Below are 25,035 nucleotides of genomic sequence, written 5' to 3'. Positions count from 1 at the left end.
TAGACATGGCGCTACCTCCCCAACTTGCTCACGGGCTTGAAGACTTCGCGGATCTCGCCAAAGACTTCAATGCGACTCATCATTTCGTCCGGCACAGGGGCCCAGCCCTCGGCCGCAACATCCTGGCCATGCAAGACAACGCCACCGGTGGTGAACCCGGGCATTCGCATGAAGCGCCGTGCGCAGCGCCAGCGCCAGCGGCTTCCATCCCTGCCGTGGATGACGATCAGATACAGGCCGTCGTGCCTGATGGTCTTGACGTCGAAATCGATGTGCAAGACATCGCCAGAGACAATTTCCGGGTAGCGTAGATCGCCGCCGGCCTGGACGAGGCGGGCGCCATGGGACTGGTGCTGGCGGGCGTTGACGGGCGCAGATTGAAGGGCGAGGGCATTCATTTGGCCTTCCTCCCCTTAGCTGGCTGTGATCGCTTGGCTTTTGCGGCAGCGCGCCCGAGGCGCATGCGCTCTACAAATTCAGCCTTCTTTGCCAGCCCCCTGGCGTGATGCGCGTTGGCTTTTGAGATTCTTCCCTTGAACCAATCAGGGTTGGTGAATTTGCTGCCTACAGCAATAAGCGTCTCAATACCTTCAAAAAAGCCGTCCACCACGTTTTCAACACAAGGTTTGTTGTAGCTCAGATGAGGGCTTTTCTTCTTGGCTTCGTACGCCTCTTCAAGAACGTAACGGAAGCAAGGAAAACCGCGCTTGTGGGCTTTGTGGAAGGCCATCAACTCTGCCGCCATCGCCAAGCCGGTTGCTCGTCCTTCGTGCACAAGCTGAGGGTCTGCATGGAAGTAGACAGTCCGAGCTACGTGACCATCGGAACCAATAACGTCATATAAAAATGTGAGCTCGCTGTAGATACGGACTTCGCCACATGGCATCACAACCTTGCGTGATGCGAGATCTTCGTCCATCTTTTTACGGATGCCTGCGTTTACTTGCTGACCCACTTCCTGCAATGCGTCTGAGTTCAACGGCTTCCCGGTTGAATCAAGAACAGTCGCATCCAGCGTGTCAGCCAGTTTTTGTATGCAATCAACTAGAGTCGTGCCGGCCGTGCGGTACTCCATCAAATGCTTTTCAGGCTCGATATGGATCTGCGCCGAAGACGGCGGGCCAAACATGCGATGACCCATGCTGTTGCTGATATAGGCCAGGGTCTTGTCTGTATCGTGGTTTTTAGCCCCCATGGCGAAGTGATCGTTGAGGGAGAAGAAGCCCGCCAGTTCGGCTGCCTCTTGAACCTGCATCGTGAAACGCTCACCACGGGCTTGCAAAGTAAGTGTGATGGCGGCGGCATCCGTGGGTGGGAAGAGCACCCCTCGGAAAGCCTCTTGCACTCCTTGCATCTGGTCCCGTTGCTCTGGAGTGAGTTTCTTGAGCTTTGGCTCTTCGGAAGTGGATGATGAAGACTGGAGTTCAACCGTGGACATTTTTGGGCTCCCAAGCGTAGACAGCGCCCGTACCGCAGGCGACAAAGAGGGTGGAGATCACGAGAGTGAGCGAGATAACCAGGAAGTCACTGGCGCCCGCATGGGCCATATGCATGACGCGCACGTAGGCAACGACACACAGCGCAGCGAGCGCCAGGCATGATGAGAATTGGAGGAGGGCGCGCAGCATTACTTGCCGCCTTTCTTTACTTCTTGCTGGATGACGTTCAACCATCCGGCAGCGCGGGCCATTTCAGCCAGTTGCGCAGCGCCCTCTGGCGTAGCCAAGGGCTTGGACTGCACCGGCTTCAAGGTCGCCACGCGCAGCCATTCGGATTGATTGAACGGCTTGCGGTCCCGCTCCGGGATGCGCTTCTGGTGGTCGGCGTGCTGCTGAATGGCCTCTTTCAGGCGGCCAGGAGCTACGCCCAGAACCTTCCAGCCCTTGTGAAAGCTTTTGGGCGCATCCGCCTTCGGCTTCCCGTATCCGACGGGCGAGGCCGTTGAAACCGGCTGCCCGTGAATGTTCACGTATTGCATGTGTTACCTCTGTTGGAGTTGATCGTTCATCAATGTGAGCGTTAATCAAGAATCAATGTTGTAGTTGATTCAGGCTCAATCATACAGAAATGTTCACCATCGTGTGATTAAAGATCAATTTTTGCATAGGGGTTTTCCCTTTGGTAAATGTTTGCGCGCGCTAACTTTTTTGACGCCGAAGTTCCACCAGTTCTACGGGCGCCGGGGAACTGCTGTGGAATCGCTATAGGATGTTAAGTAATTGAAATATATAAATAAATATATATATACATACCTAATTCCACGTTTTCTACGACATACACCCTTATTTCAATTTGCCTATTTTTTAGGCAAAAAAGATGATGGGAGAAAAAAAGAGCGTGGAATTCGTGGAATTGGGTAATCTGGCGAATTTATCTTTAAAAAACAATTGACTAAGCGATTTTTCGGCAAAAGAACCGCCGTAGAACTCGTGGAATCGGTCCGATGACTACTTGCAACACTTTGCTTCATGTGGTGAGTTTTGATCAAGTTGATCTAAAATCACGCCATGACCGCTACCCGTTCACGTTCGATCAATCGCAGCGAGGAGGCTGAGCAAGCCCGCCTCGTGAAGTGGTCGCATAAGCAGGCAGTCCGGCAATTGATGCCGGGGCTGCGATGGCTGCATCACTCGCCCAATGGAGGCAAGCGCGATGCTTTTACTGGGGCCCAAATGAAGGCCCTGGGTACAAAACCAGGTTTTCCGGATCTGCATCTATCAGTCCGAGTTGGTGCAGTTGCCGGACTTGTCATTGAGATGAAAACGGCCACGGGGCGCGAGTCACCCGAACAGGTTGAGTGGCGAGAGCATTTCATCGAGCAGGGCTGGGCGCACGCGCTGTGCCGATCTGCCGAGCAGGCGCGTGAAGTCCTCTGCGAATACTTTGGGCTCAATCCGTATGAGGCCCCGGGTTTAGATGAATGACAAACCAGGAGCGAATTCTCGAAGTGATTCGCGCAGGATCCGGCACGGCGGTGGTGGGCAAAGACATCGCCGCCGCGACGGGGTTAGGGCGCAAGCAGGTCGAGGACGCGCTTTATGTGCTTACCAAGAAGCGGCTCATTGTTCGAGCTGGGCGCAACAGACAAGCCGGGTGGTTCATCCGGCATTCAACAGCGCTTCCAGGCCATGAGCTGCAAAGGATGTTTTATGCAATGTGCAGAGGGTGACAAAGGGGATCCGGTTGCTGTGTTTATGCCGCACGGAATAGAAGCGCAGGTTTGCGCTGACATCTCCGCCAGGCAGGCGATGGGAATGAAGAAGTACGGCAAGTCGGTGGCCGACAACCCGCTAGACCTCAAGCAATGGCTGCAACACGCCTATGAGGAAACGCTTGACCAGGCGGTGTATCTCAAGCGGGCAATCAAAGAATTGGAGCAATCCGATGGACAAAGACAAACGGTGGATCGCAGCCGCGATCTTGGCAGCAAGCACGTTAACTCTGGTGGTATCGAAGATGCAGATCAAAGAGAAATTGAAGATGGCGCAATGGTTGTGCCTGGGTTTGGCCTTGTACACGTTGGCGTGGTTGGTGGGCAACGAGCTCCCGGCCGCCCAGACAGTCCTATACAAGGCGGGCCATGTAACGATGTTCGCCTGGGTGGGCTACTGGATTGCGACCAATGCCGTGGGACGGGACTCTCACGGGATGAAAGATTCTTCGGCCTTGCCAACCGCCGTTGTTATCGCTGCGGTGGTTCTGGGCGGCTGCCTCGGCCTCTAGCCATGCCCAACCTACTACCAGTTGGTTTTGTTCCCAACATCAAGGCGTGTCCCAACGGTAACGCCTGCTTCTGCACCGGCGCGTGCCGGGGTATCGAAGTCTCACATTCCTTTGCAAACCAATATTGGAATAAGGCCTCCAGATTCTGGAAGGAAGACGAAGAGCCCTTTGTCAAGTATTCAGTCTCACGAGAGCGGACGTAGCCGTGCGTTGAGCATCGATGTTTGTCCTACCAGACATCCATGCACCGCTCCTGACCCACGCGACAGGGTTCACACGGTAGTCGAGAACGGTGCCAGATAGTGATCTGTGCGCTCCAGCCAGGGAGCAACTCTTTCGTACCGAGCCAGCCGGTTGCTGGATGAATATTGAGGACTTCAACATGACAGCCGAACAACTCTACGCATCCATGAAGCAGGCCATGGAGCTCCTTGACAAGAATCTCTACAGCGAGGCCTACAACATCTTGTTTGATGCCTTCTGGTCTGAGACGCCACCCCCAGCCGCGGAGAGCGGCAAGCGCCGCGAAAATCCTGCCGAGCGCGATCTGTTTGCTGCACCTGGCTGTGTCAAGGATGAAATCGCGGTCTTCCATTCCATGAGCTTCATTGGCGCCAGCGCCAAGGCAATGCTCGAATTGAAAGATGGCTCGGTGCTCACTGGACGCAGTGATCCAATCGAGAACTTTGGGCAGGATGACCTCAGTTGGCCAGATGCAGAGCTGCGAAAGATCCACGCAGTTTCTGCCACCCAGGATGCTTTTCGGCGCCTGTATCAGCAACATGCTACTGCCGCCTTGAAGCAGCAGAAGAATGCTGAGGGGTCCAAGCAGGAGCTGGCTGAGTGAAGACCGCAACCAGGCTCGGCACGTTCGCACTAGCTCTGGCCTGTGCATCAGTCGGTGTGTGGGCTCAAGCAATCCCGGCTGCTGCGCACCAGTACCGCGCCCAGCTCACGCGGGAGGCCCAGTTTCGATTTGGCATCCCGGCCCCCGTGCCGGCCATCGCCGGCCAGATCCACCAGGAGAGTCTTTGGCGCCCGCAGGCCGTATCGCGGACCGGCGCCCTTGGGCTCATGCAATTCATGCCAGCAACGGCTAAGTGGGCCAATGAGGCGGCTGCTTGGGGTGCAGTTGAGCCTTTGAATCCCACATGGTCGATTCGCGCCGGTGTCTGGTATGACCGGTGGCTGTACGACCGGGTGAAGGGGCACACGGTATGTGACAGGTGGAATTTCGCCCTGGCCAGCTACAACGGCGGGCTGGGGTGGACGAATCGCCGCAAAGCGCGCTCCCCTGATCCTCTGTCATGGACGGCAACCGGGTTCATCAACCCGGGCATCCATCCATCCAATCAGCATGAAAACGAGACTTACTCGCCCAAGATCTTGCTGAAACACCAACTCATTTACCAATCCTGGGGGCAGATGGTATGTCACTGATCGAACGAATTGCCATTTTGGTGTTGTGGAGCGCCATGCTTCTTGTGACCGGACTGGGCTTTGGATACAAGTGGGCAGCTTCCGACCACAAAGAGGCCAAAGTCATCACCAAGACCGTGACGGAGACGGTCGAGAAGGTTGTCCCCGTCCTGGACAACGCGGCCTTGTCTCAGGCAAAAGCCGAGGCGTCAGCCGCCAAGGCAGAGGCGAGCGGCCTCAAGTCGATGCTATCTATGGAGAAAGCAAACCATGCAACAACGAAACTTCTTGCGTCAAGCCAAGCCAGCTTGGGCACCCCTGGTGTTCTTGCTTGTCCTGCTGATCCTGTTATCTCTGACGGGCTGCGGACAGCGATCAACGCTAGTCTCGGCGCCGCCAGTCGATGAGGCGCTGATGACCGATTGCCCTGCGCAATTGGCCAATCCCCTGACCACTGGCGATGTGTATGACGTAACGGACCGGCTGATTGAGGTAACGGAGAGCGCAAAAGCATGTGCAGGACAGAAGAGGGCGCTGGCCCAAGCGGTGCGAGCCAGGCAGAAACTGGTGTCCGGAAAGCGCGAGTAGCCTGGACAACAACACGGTTGCGCGAGCTGCACTTGGCATCGCGCACGCGTACGAGTGCCGAATTGGCGGCAGAGTACGGAATATCGGAGGCTTGGGCAAGGCAGCGGTTGATTGCCGCCCAGTGGCTTATTGAACGAGGAAAGTTGAGGGTGGATTGATGGCGTTGACGCCCAGGCAGCAGCGGTTTGTAGACGAGTACCTTGTGGACCTCAATGGAACGCAGGCTGCAACTCGCGCTGGCTACTCGCCCAGGACGGCGAACGAGCAGGCGGCCAGATTGTTAGCGAATGCTAGCGTAGCTGCTGCCGTGCAGGCAGCGAAGGAAAAGCGGGCGGAGCGGGTAGAGATCACCCAGGACATGGTGCTCAAGGAGCTGGCAAAGATCGGGTTCGCCAACATGCACGACTACATGCGCGTCGGTCCCGACGGCGACCCGGTGCTGGATTTCTCCGCCCTGACCCGTGACCAGGCGGCCGCGCTGTCTGAGGTGACGGTCGAGGACTATGTTGACGGCCGTGGCGAGGATGCGCGCGAGGTGAAGCGCGTCAAGTTCAAACTGGCGGACAAGCGCGCTTCCCTGGTGGACATCGGCAAGCACATTGGCATGTTCAAGGAGCGCATCGAGGTCAAGCATGTGACGGAGCTGGAAGATGATGAGCTCGACAGGCAAATCAATGGTTACACAGGCAAAGCCTAATCTGTCCAAGCTCACGCGCGAAGAAAAGGTCCAGCTCCTGGAGTTGTTGCAGGAGAAGGCCAGGCGCAAGGCCCGCCGAAAACTGTACGACTATGCCCCGTATCCCAGGCAGATCGACTTCCATAACGAGGGTGCGCACTATCGTGAGCGGTTGTTTCGTGCCGGAAACCAGTTGGGTAAGACCTGGAGCAGTGCCTATGAGATAGCCATGCACCTGACGGGCGATTACCCGGAATGGTGGGGAGGGCGCCGTTGGGATCGTGCGGTGGTTGGTTGGGCCTTGGGCGAATCCATGGAGTCCACCCGCGATACGCTGCAGCGCTTGGTGCTCGGGCGCCCCGGCGAGTGGGGCACTGGCACTATCCCTGGTGATCGAATCGTTGGCACGCCCAAGCGCGCCCAGGGCATTGCGGACGCAGTGGACAGTGTGGCGGTGCGTCACAAGTCTGGCGGGCTGTCGCGCCTGTACTTCAAAAGCTATGAAAAAGGGCGCTCCAAGCTGCAGGGCGAAACCCTGGACTTTGCGGCCTTGGATGAGGAGCCGCCGCTTGATATTTACACCGAGACGCTGACACGTACCAATGCCACCGGCGGGATTGTCTGGATCACGTTCACGCCCCTCAAGGGTATGTCGGAGGTGGTGCGCCTGTTCTTGCAGGCCCCGACGGCCGCGCGCAAGGACGTGAACATGACCATTGACGATGTGGGCCACTACACAGCAGAGAAGAAGGCCGAGATCATTGCCAGCTACCCCGAGCATGAGCGCGAGGCCCGCGCCAAGGGCATCCCAACGCTTGGCAGTGGGCGAATCTTCCCTGTTGCAGACTCACTCATATCGGTTGACCCATTCCCGTTGCCGGACCTGTGGCCGCGTATCGCTGGCATGGACTTTGGCTGGGATCACCCTAGCGCAGCCGCTTGGCTCGCCTGGGACCGAGACGAGAACACCATCTACGTGTACGACGCCATGCGGGTGCGTGAGTCCACTCCTGCAGAGCAGGCGCCCACCATCAAGAGCAAGGGCGATTGGATCCCGATGGCATGGCCACATGACGGCCTACAGCACGAGAAGGGTTCTGGCGAGCAGCTGGCCGAGCAATACCGCGCCCAGGGTGTCGCCATGTTGCACGAAAATGCAAAATTCCCCGAGGGGCATTCACCGGATGGACAAGGGCGCGTAAGCAGAACATCGGTCGAGGCCGGGTTGATCGCCATGCTGGATGGCTTCTATGCCAATGACCCAGCGCGCTACGAGCAGCAGCGAGTTAACACGGGCGAGGACAAGCCGCTACGGATCAAGGTGTTTAGCAATCTGACCGACTGGTTTGACGAGTTCCGTCTGTACCACCGCAAGGACGGGAAGGTGGTCAAGCTGCAAGATGACTTGATGGCGGCCACGCGCTACGCCTTCATGATGCTGCGCTACGCCGCCACCCCACCTAAGCCAAAGGCGGGCCAGCTAGTGCGCCGCCGCCGTGGTTCGAGCTGGGTGTGAGTGGTACGAGTTAGCCTGCATCCACAAAATCTGCGCAACTGCGACTATTTTGACCAGGCATCGCGCATGAATACTATTACCGCTGACTTCGGGACAACCCCGACCGACGACGCAACCGAAGTCGCGCCTGAGCTTGCAGACAAGCCGCTCGACAGAAAGATCATTGAAGGCTGGATGATGGAGCTGCCCCAGCAGCCCAGCGGATGGCGCACCGAGGCGAATATCTGCTGCGACTTCTACGACAACAACCAGCTATCCCAGGACGATAAGGAGACGCTTGAGGACCGAGGGCAGCCCGAGGTCATCACGAACCTGATCCAGCCCACGGTGGACACTGTGCTCGGCATGGAGGTGAAAAGCCGCTCCGACTTCCGCGTGCGCGCCGAGGACGACGATGTGTGCACCGACGATATGGCCGAGGGCCTGTCGCTGCTGGTCAAGCGGGATGAGACGGAATCCGGGCTAGATCGCGCCACCTCGGAGGCGTACGCCGCCCAGGTCAAGGCGGGGCTCGGCTGGGTGTACATCGGGCGCGAGCGCGACGGCCTGGCGCAGAACGCCTACACCGCCCGGTATGTGCACCGCAATGAGATCTACTGGGACTGGCGGAGCAAGGAGCCCGACCTATCTGACGCGCGCTACCTGATCCGCCGTCGCTGGCAGTTGCTGGATGACGCCATTGGCATGTTCCCCATGTTTGCCGAGCTGCTGCGCCAGTGCGGTACCAATTGGCAGGGGTACGACCCGATCCTTGACAATGGCAACACGGGCCTTATGCAGCATTTCGACATCAGCCGCGACAGCCGGTTGAGCGAGCACATGTATGTCAACCGGGTGGACAACAGCGTGCTCATCTCCGAGGTGTGGTACCGCAAGGCGGTGCAAGGCTACACACTAAGGCTGCCAACCGGCGCCGTGGTGGAGTGTGACTTTGACAACCCGGAGCACCAGCGCCTGATTGTTGAAGACGGCGCCCAGGTGAAGCCGGCCGTTTTCCAGAAGGTGCGGCTTGCCTGGTATGTCGGCCCTCACATGCTCTATGACGTGGAAAGCCCGTACCAGCACCGGCTCTTTCCCTATGTCCCGTTCTTTGGCAAGCGCGAGGACCTGACCGGCGCGCCGTACGGCATCATCCGCGTGATGCTTTCGCCGCAGCGCGAAGTCAATGCGCGCAAGAGCAAGATGCTGTGGGCCATGAACAGCAAGCGGGTGATTGCCGATGCTGACGCCGTGGTAGATCATGAGGCTGCCGCTGCTGAGGTATCTCGACAAGATGCCTATATCCTGCTGAATGAGAAGCGCGGCCCTAACTCTCGCTTTGAGGTGGACAGTGGGGCCGACATCTCTGCGCAGCAATTCCAGGCGCTGCAAGAGGCCAAGCAGAGCATCCCTGAGGCCTCGGGCGTGCACAAGGCGCTGATGGGCCAGAACTCCAGCGCAACCAGCGGCTTTGCGATCAACTCACTGGTGGAGCAGGGCGTTAATGGTTTGGCCGACCTGAATGACAACTACCGCATCGCGCGCCGCATCGCTGGCCAGATGCTTTTCGAGATGCGCCTGCAGGACATGCTCGGCAAGGAAACCCGTGTCAAGATCGGGCAGGGTGCCAAGGCCAGGGTCATTGTGTTCAACCGCCGCGTGACGGATCCAGCAACTGGGCAGACCACGGTAGAGAACGACACCACCCGCGTGCGACCAGTCCTGGTGCTGGACGATGTACCTGCAACACCAAGCTTCAAGATGCAGCAGATGCAGCAGATGACGGAGATGGTCAAGTCTCTGCCACCGCAGATGCAGGCCGCTGTGGCCGACATCGTGTTTGAGCAGACTGATAGCCCACGGAAATTCGAGATTGCCGACCGCATCCGGTCGGTGGCCGGAGTTAAGACGCCAGAACAGATGCAGGCGGAGCAGGAGGCCAACCAGCAGGCCCAGCAAGCGCAGATGGCGATCCAGCAGGAGGCGGCCGCGCTTGCCAACGCCAAGACCGCAGCAGAGATCAAGGCCAAGGATGCCGACGCTGAGAAGACGCTGATGGAAGCGCGTGGGTTGGCGGTGGAGCTAGCGGCCACACTACAGGCGCTCAAGACTGTCGCCTCTGGCTTTGGCGTCAACATTCCGCCTGTGCAATCCACGCCACAACCTGAAACAATTATCGCTCCGCGCGTATTGCAAAGTGATCCTAACTCAATTTAATATTGAGCCTTGCTTGATTGATGGTGTTGCGGGTGGGCGCCGCAACATGGAGCCCTCCTTGAGTTGTGGAAACACTGCCGTATGTGAGCCATTGGTTGAGCATCTTGATTCTGCAATGTGGAGCAGTTGGTAGCTCGGCGGGTTCATACCCCGAAGGTCGCTGGTTCAAGTCCAGCCATTGCAACCAGACACGCGGCGAGTGGGTAAGTTCGTCACCTGCAGTTAGCGTTAATGGTCGTGAGGCAAGCAGTGATGCTGCCAAGAGGTTGAAGTAGATGCGTGTTGGACGGCGGTTCGATTCCGCCCAGCTCCACCAAGCCATGCATTTGGAGGTTCTCGTTTCATGAAGACGCACTCGCAAGAGTGTCCTGAGAATGAGCAGATGCATGACTTGATGGGGCTGACCTGGTTTAGACAGCGCGAGGAAGCGGAGATTTACGACTCGGGCAAGCGGAGCCCGGCCGCAAGGCGAAACCAAGCAACCACAGTAAATGCAAACGCAATTACGACTGCCAAGAACGCAATCGCCAAGGCCATGGCTTCTTCCAAGAAGTCTGTCGCATTGGACGCTGCTTTCGCTTAATGGCATGGGCAACTGATAGCCTGGAAACAGAACAGTCCTTTATACGTCCCTTGGGTCATAGGGAATCAGACACGTAACTGGTCCGGCCAGCCTGGTTAGCTGGCACAAATTCTCAGCGATGGGTATCACGCATGCCAGTTGGCCAAAGAGGATCGCAGACCTCAGGGCTTCATCCAACTAGCTGGCAGCCGTGATGGGCATCTTCTAAGCGGCGGCGTGGAAGGACACGCACGGCAGATTGACGTAAAGAGCCCGGGCAACCGGGAAATTCATCCGATCCGTAAACGCGGAAGCAGGTATCAAGCCCTGCCCGCTTACAAGATGGTCAAGCAGCAATGTAGGGTCGGGAGTTCCTGGCCGCCATCTATTGGAAGCATGCCCCGAAGGTCGGGAAACGGTCTTGAAAACCGTCGCCATCCGTGAAGAGCGGGTGAGGGTTCGATTCCTTGTGCTTCCGCCAGATTCTGGGCCTGTCGTTCAATGGACAGGACTCCCGGCTACGAACCGGGGGATGAGGGTTCGATTCCTTCCGGGCCCACCAGCAACCAGCCTGCCGCCTATGTGGCGAACCGGCATCGAGGGCCATTCCCTGTAGTAGGGCGTGGCCCCTGTCAGACAGGCATCCAAGCACACGGGTTGTGTCGCCAGCCTTCCAAGCTGCGCAGAGCGGGATTCGACTTCCCCTGGATGCTCCAGATGAGTATCAATGTATTCATATTCTGAAATTAGCTACTCATGATGATCTTTTCGACCGGCCGAGCGCCGGTTTTGTTTTGCTCAATTTTCTCCGATACGAGTAAGAAATAATCAATAAATTTCGACTCACTGGCCCAGTTGATCCCCCGGACAGGGTTAAGTCCTCAATGCAGGCCTATTCGCACCAGTGCGTTAAACGGAGAACCGAAAGAAATGGCAAATCCAGAAGCAGACCAAATCCCTGAGAACCTGAGCCCTACGGAGGCGCTTGCCCTGTACGAAAAGCTGTCAGCCGGAGAACCGGACGACGCGGAGAAGGTTGAACCAGAGAACCAGCCTGCAGCGGATTCGACTGCAACCACCGAAAAGGTGAACGAACCTGAGAAGTCCCCAGGCGACGGCGAGGACGAACCGCAAACCGCTGATGGCATTCAGTCCAAAAACGGCAAGCACGTTCTTCCTTTTACTGTCCTGGCTGGTGAGCGAGAGCAACGTCAAGCGGCGCAACGCGAGCGCGATGAACTCAATGCCAAATACCAGCAAGCACAGACCGAGCTTGAGCAGTTGCGCGCGAAGCAAAACAGTAATACCGGTGATGCTGACACCGAGCGCGCAACCGAGCTGATGGACAAAGCGGGTGAACTGACCGACGCGGAGTTGCAGGAACTGAAGGAAGACTTCCCGACTGTCTACAAGGCAGTTGCCAAGCTGCAAGGCATTGGCAAGAACCTTGAAGACCAGATCACGGCCAAGGTGGACCCGATGCAGAAGGCGTACGAAAGTGCGCAAGAGCGTCAGGCCCACCAAGCGCGTGAAGCCGTGCAGGAGGCTATCGATGCTGTGCCCAAGCTGGTGCACATCCAGGCCAACGATCCTGCCATGTTTGCCGTGACTCAGCAGTTCGATGAGCTGCTGATGAAGCAACCAGCATGGGCCGACAAGCCAATGGCGGAGCGATTCGCCAAGGCGGTTGAGATGGCGGAGTCTTCAACGGGTAAGACCATTGAAATCGGGACTACCAAGGCAAGTGCGGCAGACCTCAAGGCGGCCGCTGTGGCTAAGGCAAAGGAGCAGCACTCCGAAATGCCTGTATCGCTGCAGCAGTTCCCGGCAGGCGCCGCGCCAAAAGAAACAGCAATCGACGAAATACAGAACCTGTCGGCTGCGCAGATCGCGCAAAAGCTGCAGAGCATGTCTCCTGCAGAACAGGCGGCGTATTTCGCCAAGCTATGAATTGAGGTAAATCACTATGGCAGCAAATTCCATTCCAATTGGCAGCCCACTGGCTGCGAAAGTCTTCTCTGCAGGCTTGTTCACCAAGGTGCAGCAGGCTCCTGGCTTCCTGAACATGCTCTCGGGCCCGATGCCCAAGAACGCAGAGTTCGGCAGCAAGTCCAAGGATCAGACCGCTCCAGGTTACCCCGTGGTCAAGGCTGGTGATCTGTCAAAGACTGCTGGCGACCGCGTGAGCATCGACCTGTTCAACCCTCTGCGCGGCAAGCCAGTGATGGGTGATACCCGCGTGCAGGGCAAGATGATGAAAACATCCAGCTCCAGCATGGACATCTGGATCAACCAGACCCGCGCCGGCGCTGACAACGGCGGCAAGATGTCGCAGAAGCGCACTGTGCACAACCTGCGCGATGTGGTGATGACGGGCCTTACCGATTACATGGGCCGCCTGGAAGACCAGCGCACTCTGGTTCAACTGGCTGGTGCGCGTGGTTCTCAGAATCACGCTGATTGGGTGGTTCCACAGTCTTCTGATGAGGACTTCAGCGGCATCATGGTCAATGATGTCCAGGCTCCGACCAAGAATCGGCAGTTCTACGCAGGTGATGCAACCAGCGTAGAAGAGCTGGCCACCACCGACGCAATGACCTTCAAGGACATCGAGCGCGTGGCCTCTCAGATCCGCGAATCGACAATCCCTCTGCAGGGTATCAAGTACGAGAACGACGACAAGTATTGGAACTCACCGCTGTACGTGTGGTTTGTCTCCGAGCGTCAGTTCCTGTACCTCAGGACGCGCGCCACCAACACCGAATGGACCAAGGCAGTTGCAGACGCTGTGGCCCGCAAGGTTCCTGGTGCAAAGCATCCGCTGTTCGACAACATGGAAACCATCATGTGGGGCGGCATGCTGATTGCCACCCTCAAGCGCTACGCCATCCGCTTTAATGCGGGCGACAAGGTGCAGGTTGACCAGGGCACGAATGACAAGTTCACGCCAGTGGAAAAAACTGCTGCAGTGCCCACTGACCGTTCGATCATTGTCGGCGCTCAGGCATTGGGCCGCGCGTATGGCCGAAGTGGTGGTGAGAGCGCGTACTTCTACGACTGGTATGAGGGGAAGGCTGACGCAGACAACGTGATCGAGATTGTTGCGGCCGACATGGGAGGCACCGCCAAGATCCGCTTCGAGATTGACGGCGTGATGACCGACCACGGCTGCGCGGTGTTCGACTCCTACGCACCTGCCATCGAATCCGCCGACGGCCGGGCTTTGCTCGCCTCGTAACGTGAGCCCGGCTCAATTCTTCAATCAATAACGGGAGGCATAGCCTCCCAGAATCGAGATTAGATCATGGCTACTATCAACGCCCCCTCTCTGGATACCGTGCAGTACGTAGGTGACCGCGGCCTAGCGGCCGAGCACGGCTTTGTGATCCTGAATGCCGCCCCTGTTGGCACGAAGGTTCGCCTGCTGGACTTCTCTGCCGGAACCAAGATTCACGACGCCAAGCTGGTGTTCGGCGCCCTGGGCGCGGGCAGCAAGGTATCTATCGGCATCGAGGCATATGACGGCACTTCATTTGCAGAAGACGCCGTAGCCCTGCTGCCCGCCACCGACACTGCTGCTGCCGGTGTGGCGCGAAGCGCAGCCGCACCGCTGCGCAAGAAGGTTCGCTACTTCGTGACGGCAACCATTACCGGCGCGGCCGCCACTGGCCGCCTGGACCTGACCGTTCTGCAAGCCCCTGAGGGCATCTAAGCCCAGCCCGTGAATGCCTGCACCGCCTCGCGTGGTGCGGGCTTTCTTCATAGGAACCCCAAAACATGCCAGTCATCGAATACATCGGCCGCAAGCCATTTGTCACGGATCGCGTGGCGCACAGCGGTAAGACATGGAAGGGCAAGGGTGCGGTTGCGGAAGTCACCGACGCCCAAGCGACCGTGCTGCTGAAACATCCCACGGAGTTCCGCCTGGCGAAGGGCAGCAAAGCGCCTGAAAAGGATGAGCTGCAAGCCACGGCTGAATCCAAGTCTCTGGACAAATTCACCGCCGGTGAGCTGCGCGACTACGCCAAGCGCAAGTTCGGCAAGGATCTCAAGGGCAAGGCCACGGCCGATCTGCTTGACCAGGTGCGCGAGCTCGAAGCCGAAGGCGCGGTGGTAGACCCATCCATCAACGCGGCAGACTGATATGGCCGCCTTCACGCTTGCCGATGCCGTGGACGATGTGCTGCCTCACCTGGCCGCCGATCCGTCCTCGCCAGTCACCGAACTAGCCATTCGCAACGCTGCCATCGAGTTCTGCGCCACTTCCGGAGTCTGGTTCTTCACCCAGTCAGACGCCAGCCTGACGGCCGGTGAGCGAGCCGTGGAGCTGGAGCCTGACATGGGCGCCGACGTGGCCCGCGTGGAGGCAGTGCGCTACCGCGGCAAGCGTGTGGATCCGGCCAACAAGGGCAAGTGGCTGGATGAGGCGGAGTATGGCGACTCATCCGGAGCGCCGCGCTTTTGGGCCCAGAACGACACCGAACAGATTCTGCTGCAGCCAGTGCCTCACACGAGTCAGGCTGGCGTGCTGGAGATCGATATGGTGCTGCAGCCTTCGCGGGCCGCCACCACTGTCCCCGGCTGGATCTGGACGCAATGGGGTGAGCACATTGTGGCTGGTGCCCTTGCGCGCTTGATGCTCATGCCCGGCAAGCCATGGACAGCGCCAGAGCTGGGCGCTATGCACCGAGTGAATTTTCACAACGCGATGCACAACGCCAAGGCCGGAGCAATCACCAACCGTGCCCGTGCGCCACTGCGCACGCGAAGCAGGCATTAAGGATCGGCAATGGGCAGCATCGTCGCACAGCGCCTCATCGACCAGGCCTCCATCATCTTGCAGGACGAGAAGAAAACTCGCTGGAAGCAAGACGAGCTGCTGGGTTGGCTCAACGAAGCGCAGGTTCAGATCGTCAACGCGGTACCACAGGCCTACACCAAGACCGAATCGAAGAAGCTGGTTGAGGGCGTTTTGCAGCGTGCGCCGGCTGGAGCGATCACGGTTCTTGATCTGGCCTACAACCTAGGTACCAACGGTGCGACACCAGGCAAACGCATCCGCGCTACTTCGCGTGACTACCTGGACCAGTCGCGCGCAAAGTGGCCGGCCGATAAGCCGCAACTCGATGTAGTGCACTTCATGCCTGACCCGCACATCAGGGAGCAGTTCTGGGTGTGGCCCGCCAACACGGGCACCGGCTTCGTGCTGATGACATACAGCGCAGTACCGCCGGACATCAACGCTGGCCAGCCTATTGCCATTCCAGACATCTACCGCGGCGCGATCCTCAATTGGGTTTGCTTCCGCGCGCACAGCAAAGACACCGAAGCCGCTACGGACTCGAAGGCGGCAAGTTTCTACCAAGCATTTGTGGCCGATGTCGGCCTGCAGCAAGCTAAACCGGAGGCATAACCATGTCTGGATTTTCTACCTACGCCGCCAACGCAACCGCCAACTTCTGGCTCAAGGGCATCGCCATGCCCGGTGTACCTGGCCGATTCCTAGCCCTGTTCACCGCTGACCCGACGGATTCATTCACCGCAGGCACTGAGGTGGCTGCCCCTTGGTATGCCCGCATCCAGGCGCCTACGTTCGCTGCTCCAAACAACGGTAGCACCTTCAACACCGAGCGCGCAGAGTTTGCGCCTGTGACCGGTTCGCCGGTGACTATCACCCACATTGGCATTGTCGATTCACCAACGGGTGGGAATCTAATTATCAGCGAGGCCCTGCCAGCGCCAAAGCTGCTCAACATCAATGACGTGTACTTCATTGATTCCACCACGCTGACCGGCGACCTGATCGTCAACTTTCTGTAACGCGACTCCGCGGCGATGAACACCGAGAGCATCAACGCGGCGCTGATAAACGAGCTTATCGAGGACTCGATTCAGCGTGTCAGCACCACATTCAACGTGGCCGCAGTGCTGCGCCCAGGGGGGCGAGTCCGGGCACGCGCGCCGTTGGGGGTAGTCGCTCGGGCTGAGCTGTCATCGCTGTGGAAGACGCTTGTTCGCAGTGGCCGGACCGTGTTTGCGCCGGCGGCGCAGATCAAAGTCCTTGGACTGAACCGTTCGCGCACAAAGCTGACCTTTGCGCAGTCGGTGCTACTGGTTCCCCATGTGACGGTCTATCCAAGGCGGAACATCAGCCAAGGGAAGGTGAACAGTGCGCCGCGCGCCGACTTGGCCGCCAGGTTCAAAACTCTTCGGCCTAGCGGATCACTGCCTCTCATTGCCAGTGCAGTGCTTCGCCCAGCGCCTGCGCGCAGCTATGAGCGGTTCCGGGTTCAGGTGCCATTCACGATGCAGGTACGAGTAACGGTGTCTGGCGACACTGTGAAGCAGATCCCGTATGACGAGGACGCGCCGGACATCCGCGTGATGTACGTGCCGTTCCAGAACAGAGAAATGAAGGTGGGCTAATGGCAATCGTTGGCAAGTTCGTCCAGCAGCCGTCGGAGACGCTTGACTATGACATGGACTTCTCGGAGTTCCTGCCGATTGACGACACGATCACCTCGGCAACCGTCAAGGTGCAGAGCATCACCAGTGGCGCAGATGTCCCGTATTCGGTCTTTGGCCGCTCATTCGCGGTGCAGCACCAGCGGGTGAAGGTGTGGTGCATCAAGCCAGCGGCAGGGCGCTACAAGATCACCGTTCTTGCCGTCACAAACGATGGCCGCGAGAAGGAAAACGAATTCACGATGACCGTGAAGGATGACTGAAATGGCGAAGCAGCGATTTATCAATAACTTCTATTCGCAGTTCGCCGCGCCGGTGAAGGCCGCTCCCACGACCAGCGACCCAGATAACGAACTCGACTATGGAATTCTCCGCATAAGTTCCGGTGCAGCGGTGTTCCTGTCCCAACTGACCGACGGCGATTGGTACATGATGACCGGATACAAGAAGTCCGGATCTGTCGAAAGCAACATTGAGATATTGAAGGTGTTGGCCGTTGACACCTCAGTAGTTAATGAATTGCGCCTCTATGTAAAGCGAGCACAAGAGGGAACGCAGCCACAGAACTACGTGCCGGGGGATTACATCGGCATGCGAATCACGGCGGGTGGCCTTGCCAATCTGGCGCAGCAGGCGCAAGTTACTGACGGGCTGGCGGGCAAAGTGGATAAGGTGGCTGGCAAGGGCCTGTCCACGGAAGACTACACCACCGCCGACAAGAGCAAACTCGCCGGGGTGGCTGACCAAGCTACGAAGAACGCGACCGATGCACAGTTGCGTGATCGGACAACGCACACCGGCGCGCAGCCGATCTCCAGCGTGACGGGGCTGCAGACTGCGCTGGATTCCAAGGTGGACAAGGTAGCAGGCAAAGCCTTGTCCACCGAGGACTACACCACGGCCGAGAAGAACAAGCTCGCGGCCGTGGCAGCCGGAGCGACTGCCAACGCTACCGATGCCCAGCTCCGCGACCGTGCAACCCATACCGGCACACAGCCGATCTCGTCTGTTGCCAACCTGCAGGCATCGCTGGATGCGAGATTGCAACTGGCTGGTGGGCAGTTGACGGGACTTGTTAGCACGGCACCGAACACAGGGGCATTGACTGCGGTGAACGGTAGTACGTTCCAAGTGATCGGCAGCCCTACAGATGCTGCGTTCATGTCCTTCCATCGTGCAGGTTCATATGCCATCAACTTCGGAATTGACACAGACAACGTGCTGCGTTGTGGTGGCTGGTCTGCTGGTTCAGGCCAAGTTCGCTTCTCAATAGACACAGTTGGGAATTACACATCGGCAGGCAACGTCACCGCGTATTCCGATGAGCGCCTCAAGAAGGACTGGGCGCCGCTATCCAGCGACTTTCTTGAGCAACTGGCTAGCTTGTTGCATGGGACTTTTACCCGTATCGACAGCGGCGAGCGACAAGCCGGTATATCGGCTCAGGGCATGCGCAATCTTCTGCCCGAGGTTGTCATGAATAACAAGGAAGGCGTTTTGTCAGTGGCTTATGGCAATGCTGCAATGGTTTCCTGTGTGCAACTTGCAATCCGTCTTCTAAAGGCGGAAGAGCGTATTCAACAACTGGAGTCAACGCAATCATGAACTACCTGCCAATTACCGAACCAGGAACCGTACGCAAGCGTGCTAACCGTGTTGAAATGAATAATCAATATGGTGGCTCCCCAAGCATCGTGTGGATTGAAGAAGATCAGATATTGCTCGCAGATGGAACCTATAAATATGCCAACGCAGGCATGCTACTGAATGTGATTGATGAAGAAGCATTGTCTGAAACATTTCCAATGATAGATCCAGATACTGGGCAAGAAATTAGGATGATGACTGGACAAGAACTAATGCTTGCAGTACAGAGTTATTACGTATTTCGTGCACGCAAGCGAGATGCGGAAAACGCAAGCGTTGCAATGCCAACAGGGCAAGGATAAGCAATGGTGATGCCATCTTCGGGACCCATTTCAATGGCGCAGGCGCATGCGGAATTCGGGCGTGGGTATAGCCTATCTGCATATTACGGTTGTGCGCCTGGGGTGCCTACATCAGGAATAATTTCGCTCAGTGACTTATATGGGAAGAGTAATATTCCATCGTTCCAATTCTGGAAAATCTATAACATAGTCACCTCTGGAAATTACAACACACCAACCATTAATGAAGTGGAATTTAGGACTGTAGCGGGAGGCGCTGATTACACTGACACATGTGTTGATTGCTCACCTATTAATAGTAGCTCCGGAAATGTAGGGCGTACAACTATCACTGACAATCAATTGGTAACTGGTTTGTCATTTTCTGGGGCGTCTGCATTTTTTATTATTCGCCTCACCTCGGCTGCTCCGATTCGGCAAATTGCACTTTGTGGTCTTGGAGTTGGGGGGCAAACAACCTCCTTCAAGGTTGGTGCAGCAAATACACAAGCCGAACTCACTGGTGCAAATAATGGCACTTTAATGGGTTCTTTTTCTGGTGTGCCTTGGACAAGTAATTCTTTTACCACTGTTAATCTGTGAAGGAATATGAAATGACAAGTGAAGAACTAAAACCATACATGCCTGCCGTTTCCCCTGGTGAAAGTCGTATTCGGGTTGCGCGGGCTAGTCTGGAAAATCCGTTTGGCAGAGAGCCATCGATCGTTTGGTATCGGGAAGAGCAGATTCTTGGCGCAGACGGAAACTATCGCTATGTGCCGATCCCACCTCTTTACACATCTGTCAATGCAGAACTACTGGCCTCGGACATTGAGCTGATTGACCCAGACACTGGCACTTCGCTTGGTCAGTTAATGAAGGGCGTGGCCATTGTTGCGGCGCTCACTTCTCTTTTCATCAAGGAAGACATTCGGCAGGCGCAGCAAGTTATTGCTACCGCGGCCATGTTGCCACCTACTGCCACGGGGGCGTCATGAACATCGCCAAGCTGATCGCCAAAACCAACATGCCCGCGGAACTGCAGCCGCTGGCAATCGCAGCATTCAAGGAAGCCGACAAGCGCTCAGACGGCCTCATGTGGGGCAAGTGGAAGGTGCGGCTTTTCAAGGCCGGCAAGATCGCCAAGATGCTGGATTGGGGCGATGAGCGGCTGATTGCCGTGAAGCCGGACATGCTGGACAGTGACATATGCCCAATGGGGAACATCACCGCCCACGGCGACAACGTGCCGTGGAACCCGGCCACGCACCGCCCAGAGCCTGGCCAGTGGCTCAACAGTGACCCGGCCTCGGACGAGTACAAGGCGGCCGTCGAGGCCTGCTACTGGTGCGAAGGCAGCCACCCCCGCAGCCAGAAGGCCCGCAAGGCTTGGTATCGCCGCAATGCTGGGGAGGGCTTGGCTTACCGCTTGGGGCTGCCTGTCAGCGCTGACACACCGGTGCAGGAGTACACCGGCGGCGGCGTAACCGTCCTCCGCTGCGGAGATGCTTGGCAGCTCACGGCATTCAAGCGCATCGTGGGGCGCTTCGGGCTGCATGTACGAGTTGGCTACGAAATAGACAATGTGTTTCGGGATGGTGTGCAGCAGTGGTATCCGATTCCAGGCTTTGACTTGCGCGCGCCTTTAACTTATTCCGTGCTGCCTGGGAGAGGGTAGAAAAATGTCATTCAAATCCCTTCTCGATGAGAGCCGCGCTTTTGTAATCGGCCGTATTTCTGCTGGAGCTAACTATGCCATCGGTGGGTTCACCTTCACCGGCGGCATAGCCAAAGCTGCAACGGATGCCGGGGTCGCGCCGACCTGGCTTTCGAGTTTTTCGGTGGACACCATGGGCATCATCATTGGCGCTTTGTTTACGATTCTCACCGGTGTTGTATCCGTGTGGGCCAAAAGAAAAGATGTCGGTTTCAAGGAGCGGGAGGAAAAGCGCCGTCATGCCGCCTGGGTGATGGAGCAATTGCGCGAGAACGGTGAAGAGGCCATGACAAAGGAATGGGGCGCTAACTGGCGCCGTGCCGCGTGGAAGGCATCCACTACGGACATGGCGCCTTTGGAGTAACCAATGGCCGGGTTCATCCTGAACAAGTTCACTGGTATCTTTCCGAGGGTGCAAGAGTCTTTGTTGCCGGAGGCAGCGGCCACCCTTGCGGAGCATTGCGATTTCGCCTACGGCGAGCTGCGCAACATGAAGGCCGGTTTCTACATCAACTCGATGAGCAATCAGCCATCGAGCATATGGACCGAGGACGGGCTGACGTTCTACTCATGGCCCGGTGATGTGGATGCGGTTCGTTCACCCATTGCAAACGACCTGCATCGACGCCTGTACTACACGGGATCGGACGGGTTCAGGGTGACAGATCGTATGGGCACCAGGCCTACCGGTGGAGTTCCGGGAACCTCCTACAAGGTGGGCGTGCCACGCCCAACCACTCCGCCAACCATCCCGGCCGGCGGAGGCCTGCTGCTCAAGCGCATCAACAAAGACAAGCACAACATTGAATATCGCTTCCATTACGAGAGCGGTAACGTCAAGCACCAAGAGGGCGCTATTGCGGTTACGCCCACTTTCGACGCGAGCGGCAATTTGACCAACGCCCGGTTCACAGCGCCAAAGAAGAAGGTGACTTCTGCCACGACGAACCGGCCAACGAATATTGCAGGCAATCCCGTCACCTATGCTGCCAACGGCTGGCCAATATTCGAGTACCTGGACAACCACGGCTTGCCCGAGCCTGACCGAGCATTTCTCAATGCGTACTACCACTTGTCGCCCTCTGACACTTGGTTCACCTACACAGGCAGCTACTTTGCGCCTTGCGCAAAACCGGAGCTGGAGAACTCGACCAACAACGAATCTCAGGTTCCCGCTGACCAGGCCACGCCGGACGGGGCATTTGAAGTGCTGCGCATCATCGCCAAGGACAAGGTGACGGGCGAAACATACCTGGACATCTACACCAGCAACTCAAGCTTCTATGCTGCCGTGCAGTTTGTTGAGCTCAATCTGGTCAAGGTGGAGAACCAGAACAATATGTTTGACGCCCAGATGACGGCGGGCGCCGAGGAAAAGGATATTGAATCCCGCGCATACGTTTACACCTACGTCAACCAGTACAACGAAGAGGGCCCACCCTCAGATCCTCTGACGCTGGACGCCACGCCGACGGGCATAGTTGATATTGCCGCAACGCTGGACGCGGTAGATGGGTATGTACCGATTTCGGAGATTCGCTTTTATCGGACTGGCAGCGGCACATCCATTGCCAGCTACTACTACACCGACAGCATTTTCCTTTCGGGGCAGACTGGGCCTAAGGTACTCAGCTTCCGCGACACAAAAAACGGCGCAGAGCTCAATGAGGAATTGAATGCGCTGTACAACTATCCGCCCGCGCAAGACCTGCGCAACCTGACGCTTTTGCCCAACGGCATTTTGATGGCGATGCGTGAAAACGAGGTGCACTTCTCGGAAGCCTACCGCCCTTGGGCCTGGAGTCCGGCGAATGTGAAACCGCTCAAGAGTCAGGTTGTGGGTGCGTGTGCTATTGGCACCGGGGCGATCATTACCACTCGCACCCAGCCCTACCTGGTGGAGGGCATATCGCCTGATGCCATGACGGTCAGCCAACTCAACATTGAGCAGGCCGGGGTGAACAAGTGGAGCATCATCAACGTGGCCGGGCGCGTTATCTACGCCAGCCCCGACGGATTGGTGACGATCATTGGCGTGCAGGCCGGTCTCGGAGATTCTCAGGTGTTCTTTACCCGGGAGGTATGGCGCGCTCGGTTCACCAATGGCGACCTCAAGAATCTGCGCTTTGGGATGAACGATGGCCGCCTGCTGGCCTACACCCACGACAACACCACCACGCCTTTTGTCATCCGCCTGGATGAGGCGGGCGGCACGATGACAGAATTGCCGGGGTTCCTGGCCCAATGCACGTTTACCGGGCTGATGGCCGACCAGCTTTATTACGTGGTCGGATCCAAAATATATGCCTTCCACGCTGGTGAAGATCAACAGTGCAGGTGGAAATCGCGCGAGATGGTGTTGACCAGGCCATTGAATTTTGCCTTTGCGCAGGCAGTGGCCAGCGGAAACTGGAACATCAAGTTCTATGCCGACGATGTGCTCACGCACACAGAAACCATCACGCAGAAAGTTACCGACTTCCGCCTCCCCGCGGGGTTCATGTCTGACCGCTGGAAGATCGAGGTTTCTGGGCAGGGCCGCTTCCGTGAGCTGAGAGTGGCCGAGAAGGCAAAGGAGCTAGCAGGCCTATGACCGCGCCCAACTCTCGTCACCAAGGCGTACCAGCAATCAGCCAGACGGCTCTGAATGCGGTTGCCGATCCGAATGTGCGCAAGGTGCTGCAGGACATGGCAACCGGGATGAACGTGCGCAACGGCACGGCCGGAGATGGCAATCAGCAGTTCATCACCCGGGCAGAACTCAAGATCGCAGGAATCGATATTGCTTCTGCGACCGAGACTCTAAAAAAGGGCGGCGGTTCGACTGCGCCACAGGTGCTCAAGCCTGGGGATGTACCCGGCCTGCTCAACAAGATCCAGGACGATATTCGCAACTCTCTGCTATGGAAGGAGCTCGGGGAGCGGATCGAACTCATCAAGATCGACGTCAGCAAGAACGGCGTCAACTTCTTCCAGGAGCGGCAAGAGCGGGTCAGTGCAGACGCCGCGATCATCATTCGTACCGACCAGCAGTACGCCGTCCTGAATGGGAACTATGCACTCTTGCAGCAGAAGTACACCACCATGGCGACAGACATCTCTGCCTACGCACAGTTGCTGACGGATCTGCAAGTCAAGGTGGGCCAGAATACCGCGCTCATTCAGCAAGAGACTTCCGCGCGCGCTACCGCCGACGGCCAGATGATGGCGAAGTACACAATCAAGGTGGATCTGAACGGGCATGTATCTGGCTTTGGCCTGATGAGCGAGGCGAACAACGGCGCCACGGTTTCTACCTTCATTGTCCGCGCCGACCGTTTTGCTATTGGCTCTCCGAATAATGGAACAGCGGTTCCGTTTGTGGTCTACACCACGCCAAGAAACCTGAACGGGCAGATCGTCCAGCCTGGCGTGTACATCGAGTCGGCGGTTATAGCGGACGGAACCATCACCACTGCCAAGATTGGCCTGGCCCAGGTTGATACCCTGCTGATTGCTGGCAATGCTGTGACAGTTCCAGTATTCAACTCAAGCCCGTCGGGTGTGGCCGGTGTTGGCTTTGGAACGTGGATCAATGTGGTGAGCTTGAATGTCACCATGAACTACGCCGGGTGGGTGTATGTGCACGCCACGGGCATCATTACTTACGGCTCCGGCTTCCGAAAGACTGGGACCAGGCTGCTTGTCAACGGTGGGTCAGTTGCTGGCTATGAGGTGGACACTGGCTACATCACGGTATCGCATGCCTATGCTTTTTACGCCGGTGCTGGCACCACCACCACGGTAACGCTGCAGTTTGAGGGCGATTCACCCAGCGCTATTGGCAACGCAATGCTGTACGCAATAGGTGCAAAACGATGACACAGGCCGTTCACTACGCCCACGACGGCACCTACTTGATTGGCTTTGGAACAGTCGGCGGCGCCGTGTTCCCCGACGGGGCTTTGATCGAGTTGGGTTACCCCCCTGGCTGGCCGCTAACTTCTTGCCCATCACCTCGGCATCGCTGGAACATCAAGACCTGTACTTGGGACGAGGAACCCATTTCAACAGAAGAGGCTTGGGCACAGGTTCGTTACAAACGCGACCAACTGATTGCCGCGACAGACTGGCGAATATTTGCGGCCGCAGAGGCGGGCGCTCCGCTGGCTAAGGAGTGGCAAGCATACAGGCAGGCTCTGCGCGACGTTACAACCCAAAAAGATCCGGCGGCCGTGGTCTGGCCAGTGGCGCCACACGAGTAGC

32 protein-coding genes and 3 tRNA genes are annotated in these 25,035 nt (G+C 57.5%); 32 read left to right on the top strand and 3 right to left on the bottom strand.

Features of this window, described 5'->3' with window-relative positions; all coding sequences use genetic code 11:
* Positions 1 to 11 precede the first annotated feature (11 nt).
* Both HNP33_RS15195 and HNP33_RS15190 read right to left on the bottom strand, forming a co-directional pair.
* Positions 12 to 398, bottom strand: coding sequence for a hypothetical protein (locus tag HNP33_RS15195; RefSeq protein ID WP_184709902.1), 387 nt, complete (start codon positions 396 to 398; stop codon positions 12 to 14).
* The gene (locus HNP33_RS15190; protein ID WP_184709904.1) at positions 395 to 1,438 is read right to left on the bottom strand and encodes a hypothetical protein; all 1,044 of its coding nucleotides are present in this window, start codon (positions 1,436 to 1,438) and stop codon (positions 395 to 397) included. Before HNP33_RS15190 ends, HNP33_RS15195 begins: the two co-directional genes overlap by 4 nt.
* On the opposite strand from HNP33_RS15190, the gene HNP33_RS15185 reads away from it, so the two are divergent.
* The gene (locus tag HNP33_RS15185) at positions 1,431 to 1,601 is read left to right on the top strand and encodes a hypothetical protein (RefSeq protein WP_184709906.1); all 171 of its coding nucleotides are present in this window, start codon (positions 1,431 to 1,433) and stop codon (positions 1,599 to 1,601) included. The two genes, HNP33_RS15190 and HNP33_RS15185, sit on opposite strands and share 8 nt — an antisense overlap.
* 26 nt (positions 1,602 to 1,627) lie before the next feature.
* Here the strand turns inward: HNP33_RS15185 and HNP33_RS15180 are convergent, their stop codons facing one another.
* Positions 1,628 to 1,978 carry a hypothetical protein gene (locus HNP33_RS15180; protein ID WP_184709907.1) on the bottom strand — a complete coding sequence of 117 codons (351 nt, stop codon included), beginning with the start codon at positions 1,976 to 1,978 and terminating at the stop codon, positions 1,628 to 1,630.
* Between the two features lie 529 nt (positions 1,979 to 2,507).
* Between HNP33_RS15180 and HNP33_RS15175 the strand changes: the two genes are divergently transcribed.
* The 31 genes from HNP33_RS15175 (at position 2,508) to HNP33_RS21355 (ending at position 25,034) form a co-directional block, all read left to right on the top strand.
* The gene (locus HNP33_RS15175; protein ID WP_184709910.1) at positions 2,508 to 2,924 is read left to right on the top strand and encodes a VRR-NUC domain-containing protein; all 417 of its coding nucleotides are present in this window, start codon (positions 2,508 to 2,510) and stop codon (positions 2,922 to 2,924) included.
* A gap of 138 nt (positions 2,925 to 3,062) precedes the next feature.
* Positions 3,063 to 3,926: a hypothetical protein gene (locus tag HNP33_RS15170; protein ID WP_184709912.1), complete on the top strand. Its 864-nt coding sequence runs from the start codon at positions 3,063 to 3,065 to the stop codon at positions 3,924 to 3,926.
* 206 nt (positions 3,927 to 4,132) lie between these two features.
* Entirely contained in the window at positions 4,133 to 4,570 is a 438-nt protein-coding gene (locus tag HNP33_RS15165) for a hypothetical protein (protein WP_184709914.1), read from the top strand.
* On the top strand, positions 4,567 to 5,163 hold the full coding sequence (locus tag HNP33_RS15160) for a transglycosylase SLT domain-containing protein (RefSeq protein WP_221452093.1): 597 nt from the start codon (positions 4,567 to 4,569) through the stop codon (positions 5,161 to 5,163). Before HNP33_RS15165 ends, HNP33_RS15160 begins: the two co-directional genes overlap by 4 nt.
* Entirely contained in the window at positions 5,154 to 5,549 is a 396-nt protein-coding gene (locus HNP33_RS15155; RefSeq protein WP_184709916.1) for a hypothetical protein, read from the top strand. Before HNP33_RS15160 ends, HNP33_RS15155 begins: the two co-directional genes overlap by 10 nt.
* Positions 5,464 to 5,730 (top strand): hypothetical protein, encoded by a 267-nt coding sequence (locus HNP33_RS21360; protein ID WP_418903850.1) that lies wholly within the window; start codon positions 5,464 to 5,466, stop codon positions 5,728 to 5,730. The genes HNP33_RS15155 and HNP33_RS21360 overlap by 86 nt, the downstream gene beginning before the upstream one ends.
* A 157-nt stretch (positions 5,731 to 5,887) precedes the next feature.
* Positions 5,888 to 6,427 (top strand): terminase small subunit, encoded by a 540-nt coding sequence (locus HNP33_RS15150; RefSeq protein ID WP_184709918.1) that lies wholly within the window; start codon positions 5,888 to 5,890, stop codon positions 6,425 to 6,427.
* On the top strand, positions 6,405 to 7,922 hold the full coding sequence (locus HNP33_RS15145; protein ID WP_221452091.1) for a terminase large subunit domain-containing protein: 1,518 nt from the start codon (positions 6,405 to 6,407) through the stop codon (positions 7,920 to 7,922). The genes HNP33_RS15150 and HNP33_RS15145 overlap by 23 nt, the downstream gene beginning before the upstream one ends.
* A 66-nt stretch (positions 7,923 to 7,988) precedes the next feature.
* Positions 7,989 to 10,118, top strand: a complete 2,130-nt coding sequence (locus tag HNP33_RS15140) for a hypothetical protein (RefSeq protein ID WP_184709922.1) — start codon at positions 7,989 to 7,991, stop codon at positions 10,116 to 10,118.
* Between the two features lie 111 nt (positions 10,119 to 10,229).
* Positions 10,230 to 10,305, top strand: a tRNA-Met gene (locus HNP33_RS15135).
* Between the two features lie 156 nt (positions 10,306 to 10,461).
* Complete coding sequence (locus HNP33_RS15130; protein ID WP_184709924.1) at positions 10,462 to 10,701, top strand: hypothetical protein; 240 nt, start codon at positions 10,462 to 10,464, stop codon at positions 10,699 to 10,701.
* 369 nt (positions 10,702 to 11,070) lie between these two features.
* Positions 11,071 to 11,161 (top strand) — tRNA-Ser (locus HNP33_RS15125).
* A gap of 6 nt (positions 11,162 to 11,167) precedes the next feature.
* Positions 11,168 to 11,242, top strand: a tRNA-Arg gene (locus HNP33_RS15120).
* A gap of 368 nt (positions 11,243 to 11,610) precedes the next feature.
* Complete coding sequence (locus HNP33_RS15115) at positions 11,611 to 12,630, top strand: hypothetical protein (protein ID WP_184709926.1); 1,020 nt, start codon at positions 11,611 to 11,613, stop codon at positions 12,628 to 12,630.
* Between the two features lie 16 nt (positions 12,631 to 12,646).
* Positions 12,647 to 13,918 (top strand): N4-gp56 family major capsid protein, encoded by a 1,272-nt coding sequence (locus HNP33_RS15110; protein WP_184709928.1) that lies wholly within the window; start codon positions 12,647 to 12,649, stop codon positions 13,916 to 13,918.
* A gap of 66 nt (positions 13,919 to 13,984) precedes the next feature.
* Complete coding sequence (locus HNP33_RS15105) at positions 13,985 to 14,392, top strand: hypothetical protein (RefSeq protein WP_184709930.1); 408 nt, start codon at positions 13,985 to 13,987, stop codon at positions 14,390 to 14,392.
* Positions 14,393 to 14,457: 65 nt separating this feature from the next.
* The gene (locus HNP33_RS15100; RefSeq protein WP_184709932.1) at positions 14,458 to 14,823 is read left to right on the top strand and encodes a hypothetical protein; all 366 of its coding nucleotides are present in this window, start codon (positions 14,458 to 14,460) and stop codon (positions 14,821 to 14,823) included.
* Position 14,824: 1 nt separating this feature from the next.
* Positions 14,825 to 15,460 carry a hypothetical protein gene (locus HNP33_RS15095; RefSeq protein ID WP_184709934.1) on the top strand — a complete coding sequence of 212 codons (636 nt, stop codon included), beginning with the start codon at positions 14,825 to 14,827 and terminating at the stop codon, positions 15,458 to 15,460.
* A 9-nt stretch (positions 15,461 to 15,469) separates the two neighbouring features.
* Entirely contained in the window at positions 15,470 to 16,093 is a 624-nt protein-coding gene (locus HNP33_RS15090) for a DUF6682 family protein (protein WP_184709936.1), read from the top strand.
* A gap of 2 nt (positions 16,094 to 16,095) precedes the next feature.
* Positions 16,096 to 16,500, top strand: a complete 405-nt coding sequence (locus tag HNP33_RS15085; RefSeq protein ID WP_184709938.1) for a phage tail fiber protein — start codon at positions 16,096 to 16,098, stop codon at positions 16,498 to 16,500.
* A gap of 15 nt (positions 16,501 to 16,515) precedes the next feature.
* Positions 16,516 to 17,106 (top strand): hypothetical protein, encoded by a 591-nt coding sequence (locus HNP33_RS15080; RefSeq protein WP_184709940.1) that lies wholly within the window; start codon positions 16,516 to 16,518, stop codon positions 17,104 to 17,106.
* Positions 17,106 to 17,408, top strand: coding sequence for a hypothetical protein (locus HNP33_RS15075; RefSeq protein WP_184709941.1), 303 nt, complete (start codon positions 17,106 to 17,108; stop codon positions 17,406 to 17,408). Before HNP33_RS15080 ends, HNP33_RS15075 begins: the two co-directional genes overlap by 1 nt.
* Before the next feature lies 1 nt (position 17,409).
* On the top strand, positions 17,410 to 18,750 hold the full coding sequence (locus tag HNP33_RS15070) for a tail fiber domain-containing protein (RefSeq protein WP_184709943.1): 1,341 nt from the start codon (positions 17,410 to 17,412) through the stop codon (positions 18,748 to 18,750).
* Positions 18,747 to 19,094 (top strand): hypothetical protein, encoded by a 348-nt coding sequence (locus tag HNP33_RS15065; protein WP_184709945.1) that lies wholly within the window; start codon positions 18,747 to 18,749, stop codon positions 19,092 to 19,094. Before HNP33_RS15070 ends, HNP33_RS15065 begins: the two co-directional genes overlap by 4 nt.
* A 3-nt stretch (positions 19,095 to 19,097) precedes the next feature.
* A complete protein-coding gene (locus HNP33_RS15060; RefSeq protein WP_184709947.1) occupies positions 19,098 to 19,676 on the top strand; it encodes a hypothetical protein in 579 nt (192 codons plus the stop codon).
* An 11-nt stretch (positions 19,677 to 19,687) separates the two neighbouring features.
* The gene (locus HNP33_RS15055; protein WP_184709949.1) at positions 19,688 to 20,071 is read left to right on the top strand and encodes a hypothetical protein; all 384 of its coding nucleotides are present in this window, start codon (positions 19,688 to 19,690) and stop codon (positions 20,069 to 20,071) included.
* Complete coding sequence (locus HNP33_RS15050) at positions 20,068 to 20,751, top strand: hypothetical protein (RefSeq protein WP_184709951.1); 684 nt, start codon at positions 20,068 to 20,070, stop codon at positions 20,749 to 20,751. The genes HNP33_RS15055 and HNP33_RS15050 overlap by 4 nt, the downstream gene beginning before the upstream one ends.
* 4 nt (positions 20,752 to 20,755) lie before the next feature.
* Entirely contained in the window at positions 20,756 to 21,154 is a 399-nt protein-coding gene (locus tag HNP33_RS15045; RefSeq protein ID WP_184709953.1) for a hypothetical protein, read from the top strand.
* A gap of 3 nt (positions 21,155 to 21,157) precedes the next feature.
* Positions 21,158 to 23,383: a hypothetical protein gene (locus HNP33_RS15040; protein WP_184709955.1), complete on the top strand. Its 2,226-nt coding sequence runs from the start codon at positions 21,158 to 21,160 to the stop codon at positions 23,381 to 23,383.
* Positions 23,380 to 24,651 carry a phage tail tip fiber protein gene (locus HNP33_RS15035; protein WP_184709957.1) on the top strand — a complete coding sequence of 424 codons (1,272 nt, stop codon included), beginning with the start codon at positions 23,380 to 23,382 and terminating at the stop codon, positions 24,649 to 24,651. Before HNP33_RS15040 ends, HNP33_RS15035 begins: the two co-directional genes overlap by 4 nt.
* Positions 24,648 to 25,034 (top strand): phage tail assembly chaperone, encoded by a 387-nt coding sequence (locus HNP33_RS21355; RefSeq protein WP_184709959.1) that lies wholly within the window; start codon positions 24,648 to 24,650, stop codon positions 25,032 to 25,034. Before HNP33_RS15035 ends, HNP33_RS21355 begins: the two co-directional genes overlap by 4 nt.
* Position 25,035: the final 1 nt, after the last annotated feature.

This window comes from Comamonas odontotermitis, assembly GCF_014207855.1.
GTDB lineage: Bacteria > Pseudomonadota > Gammaproteobacteria > Burkholderiales > Burkholderiaceae_C > Comamonas > Comamonas odontotermitis_A.
This window is presented reverse-complemented; position numbering and strand designations above follow the sequence as displayed.

What these genes read in the sequence shown, in the direction of transcription:
- HNP33_RS15195 (WP_184709902.1), bottom strand. Translation starts at nt 398, where the DNA reads ATGAATGCCCTCGCCCTTCAATCTGCGCCCGTCAACGCCCGCCAGCAC.
- HNP33_RS15190 (WP_184709904.1), bottom strand. Translation starts at nt 1,438, where the DNA reads ATGTCCACGGTTGAACTCCAGTCTTCATCATCCACTTCCGAAGAGCCA.
- HNP33_RS15180 (WP_184709907.1), bottom strand. Translation starts at nt 1,978, where the DNA reads ATGCAATACGTGAACATTCACGGGCAGCCGGTTTCAACGGCCTCGCCC.
- HNP33_RS15175 (WP_184709910.1), top strand. Translation starts at nt 2,508, where the DNA reads ATGACCGCTACCCGTTCACGTTCGATCAATCGCAGCGAGGAGGCTGAG.
- HNP33_RS15165 (WP_184709914.1), top strand. Translation starts at nt 4,133, where the DNA reads ATGAAGCAGGCCATGGAGCTCCTTGACAAGAATCTCTACAGCGAGGCC.
- HNP33_RS15155 (WP_184709916.1), top strand. Translation starts at nt 5,154, where the DNA reads ATGTCACTGATCGAACGAATTGCCATTTTGGTGTTGTGGAGCGCCATG.
- HNP33_RS15150 (WP_184709918.1), top strand. Translation starts at nt 5,888, where the DNA reads ATGGCGTTGACGCCCAGGCAGCAGCGGTTTGTAGACGAGTACCTTGTG.
- HNP33_RS15145 (WP_221452091.1), top strand. Translation starts at nt 6,405, where the DNA reads ATGGTTACACAGGCAAAGCCTAATCTGTCCAAGCTCACGCGCGAAGAA.
- HNP33_RS15140 (WP_184709922.1), top strand. Translation starts at nt 7,989, where the DNA reads ATGAATACTATTACCGCTGACTTCGGGACAACCCCGACCGACGACGCA.
- HNP33_RS15130 (WP_184709924.1), top strand. Translation starts at nt 10,462, where the DNA reads ATGAAGACGCACTCGCAAGAGTGTCCTGAGAATGAGCAGATGCATGAC.
- HNP33_RS15115 (WP_184709926.1), top strand. Translation starts at nt 11,611, where the DNA reads ATGGCAAATCCAGAAGCAGACCAAATCCCTGAGAACCTGAGCCCTACG.
- HNP33_RS15110 (WP_184709928.1), top strand. Translation starts at nt 12,647, where the DNA reads ATGGCAGCAAATTCCATTCCAATTGGCAGCCCACTGGCTGCGAAAGTC.
- HNP33_RS15105 (WP_184709930.1), top strand. Translation starts at nt 13,985, where the DNA reads ATGGCTACTATCAACGCCCCCTCTCTGGATACCGTGCAGTACGTAGGT.
- HNP33_RS15100 (WP_184709932.1), top strand. Translation starts at nt 14,458, where the DNA reads ATGCCAGTCATCGAATACATCGGCCGCAAGCCATTTGTCACGGATCGC.
- HNP33_RS15095 (WP_184709934.1), top strand. Translation starts at nt 14,825, where the DNA reads ATGGCCGCCTTCACGCTTGCCGATGCCGTGGACGATGTGCTGCCTCAC.
- HNP33_RS15090 (WP_184709936.1), top strand. Translation starts at nt 15,470, where the DNA reads ATGGGCAGCATCGTCGCACAGCGCCTCATCGACCAGGCCTCCATCATC.
- HNP33_RS15085 (WP_184709938.1), top strand. Translation starts at nt 16,096, where the DNA reads ATGTCTGGATTTTCTACCTACGCCGCCAACGCAACCGCCAACTTCTGG.
- HNP33_RS15080 (WP_184709940.1), top strand. Translation starts at nt 16,516, where the DNA reads ATGAACACCGAGAGCATCAACGCGGCGCTGATAAACGAGCTTATCGAG.
- HNP33_RS15075 (WP_184709941.1), top strand. Translation starts at nt 17,106, where the DNA reads ATGGCAATCGTTGGCAAGTTCGTCCAGCAGCCGTCGGAGACGCTTGAC.
- HNP33_RS15070 (WP_184709943.1), top strand. Translation starts at nt 17,410, where the DNA reads ATGGCGAAGCAGCGATTTATCAATAACTTCTATTCGCAGTTCGCCGCG.
- HNP33_RS15065 (WP_184709945.1), top strand. Translation starts at nt 18,747, where the DNA reads ATGAACTACCTGCCAATTACCGAACCAGGAACCGTACGCAAGCGTGCT.
- HNP33_RS15060 (WP_184709947.1), top strand. Translation starts at nt 19,098, where the DNA reads ATGGTGATGCCATCTTCGGGACCCATTTCAATGGCGCAGGCGCATGCG.
- HNP33_RS15055 (WP_184709949.1), top strand. Translation starts at nt 19,688, where the DNA reads ATGACAAGTGAAGAACTAAAACCATACATGCCTGCCGTTTCCCCTGGT.
- HNP33_RS15050 (WP_184709951.1), top strand. Translation starts at nt 20,068, where the DNA reads ATGAACATCGCCAAGCTGATCGCCAAAACCAACATGCCCGCGGAACTG.
- HNP33_RS15045 (WP_184709953.1), top strand. Translation starts at nt 20,756, where the DNA reads ATGTCATTCAAATCCCTTCTCGATGAGAGCCGCGCTTTTGTAATCGGC.
- HNP33_RS15040 (WP_184709955.1), top strand. Translation starts at nt 21,158, where the DNA reads ATGGCCGGGTTCATCCTGAACAAGTTCACTGGTATCTTTCCGAGGGTG.
- HNP33_RS15035 (WP_184709957.1), top strand. Translation starts at nt 23,380, where the DNA reads ATGACCGCGCCCAACTCTCGTCACCAAGGCGTACCAGCAATCAGCCAG.
- HNP33_RS21355 (WP_184709959.1), top strand. Translation starts at nt 24,648, where the DNA reads ATGACACAGGCCGTTCACTACGCCCACGACGGCACCTACTTGATTGGC.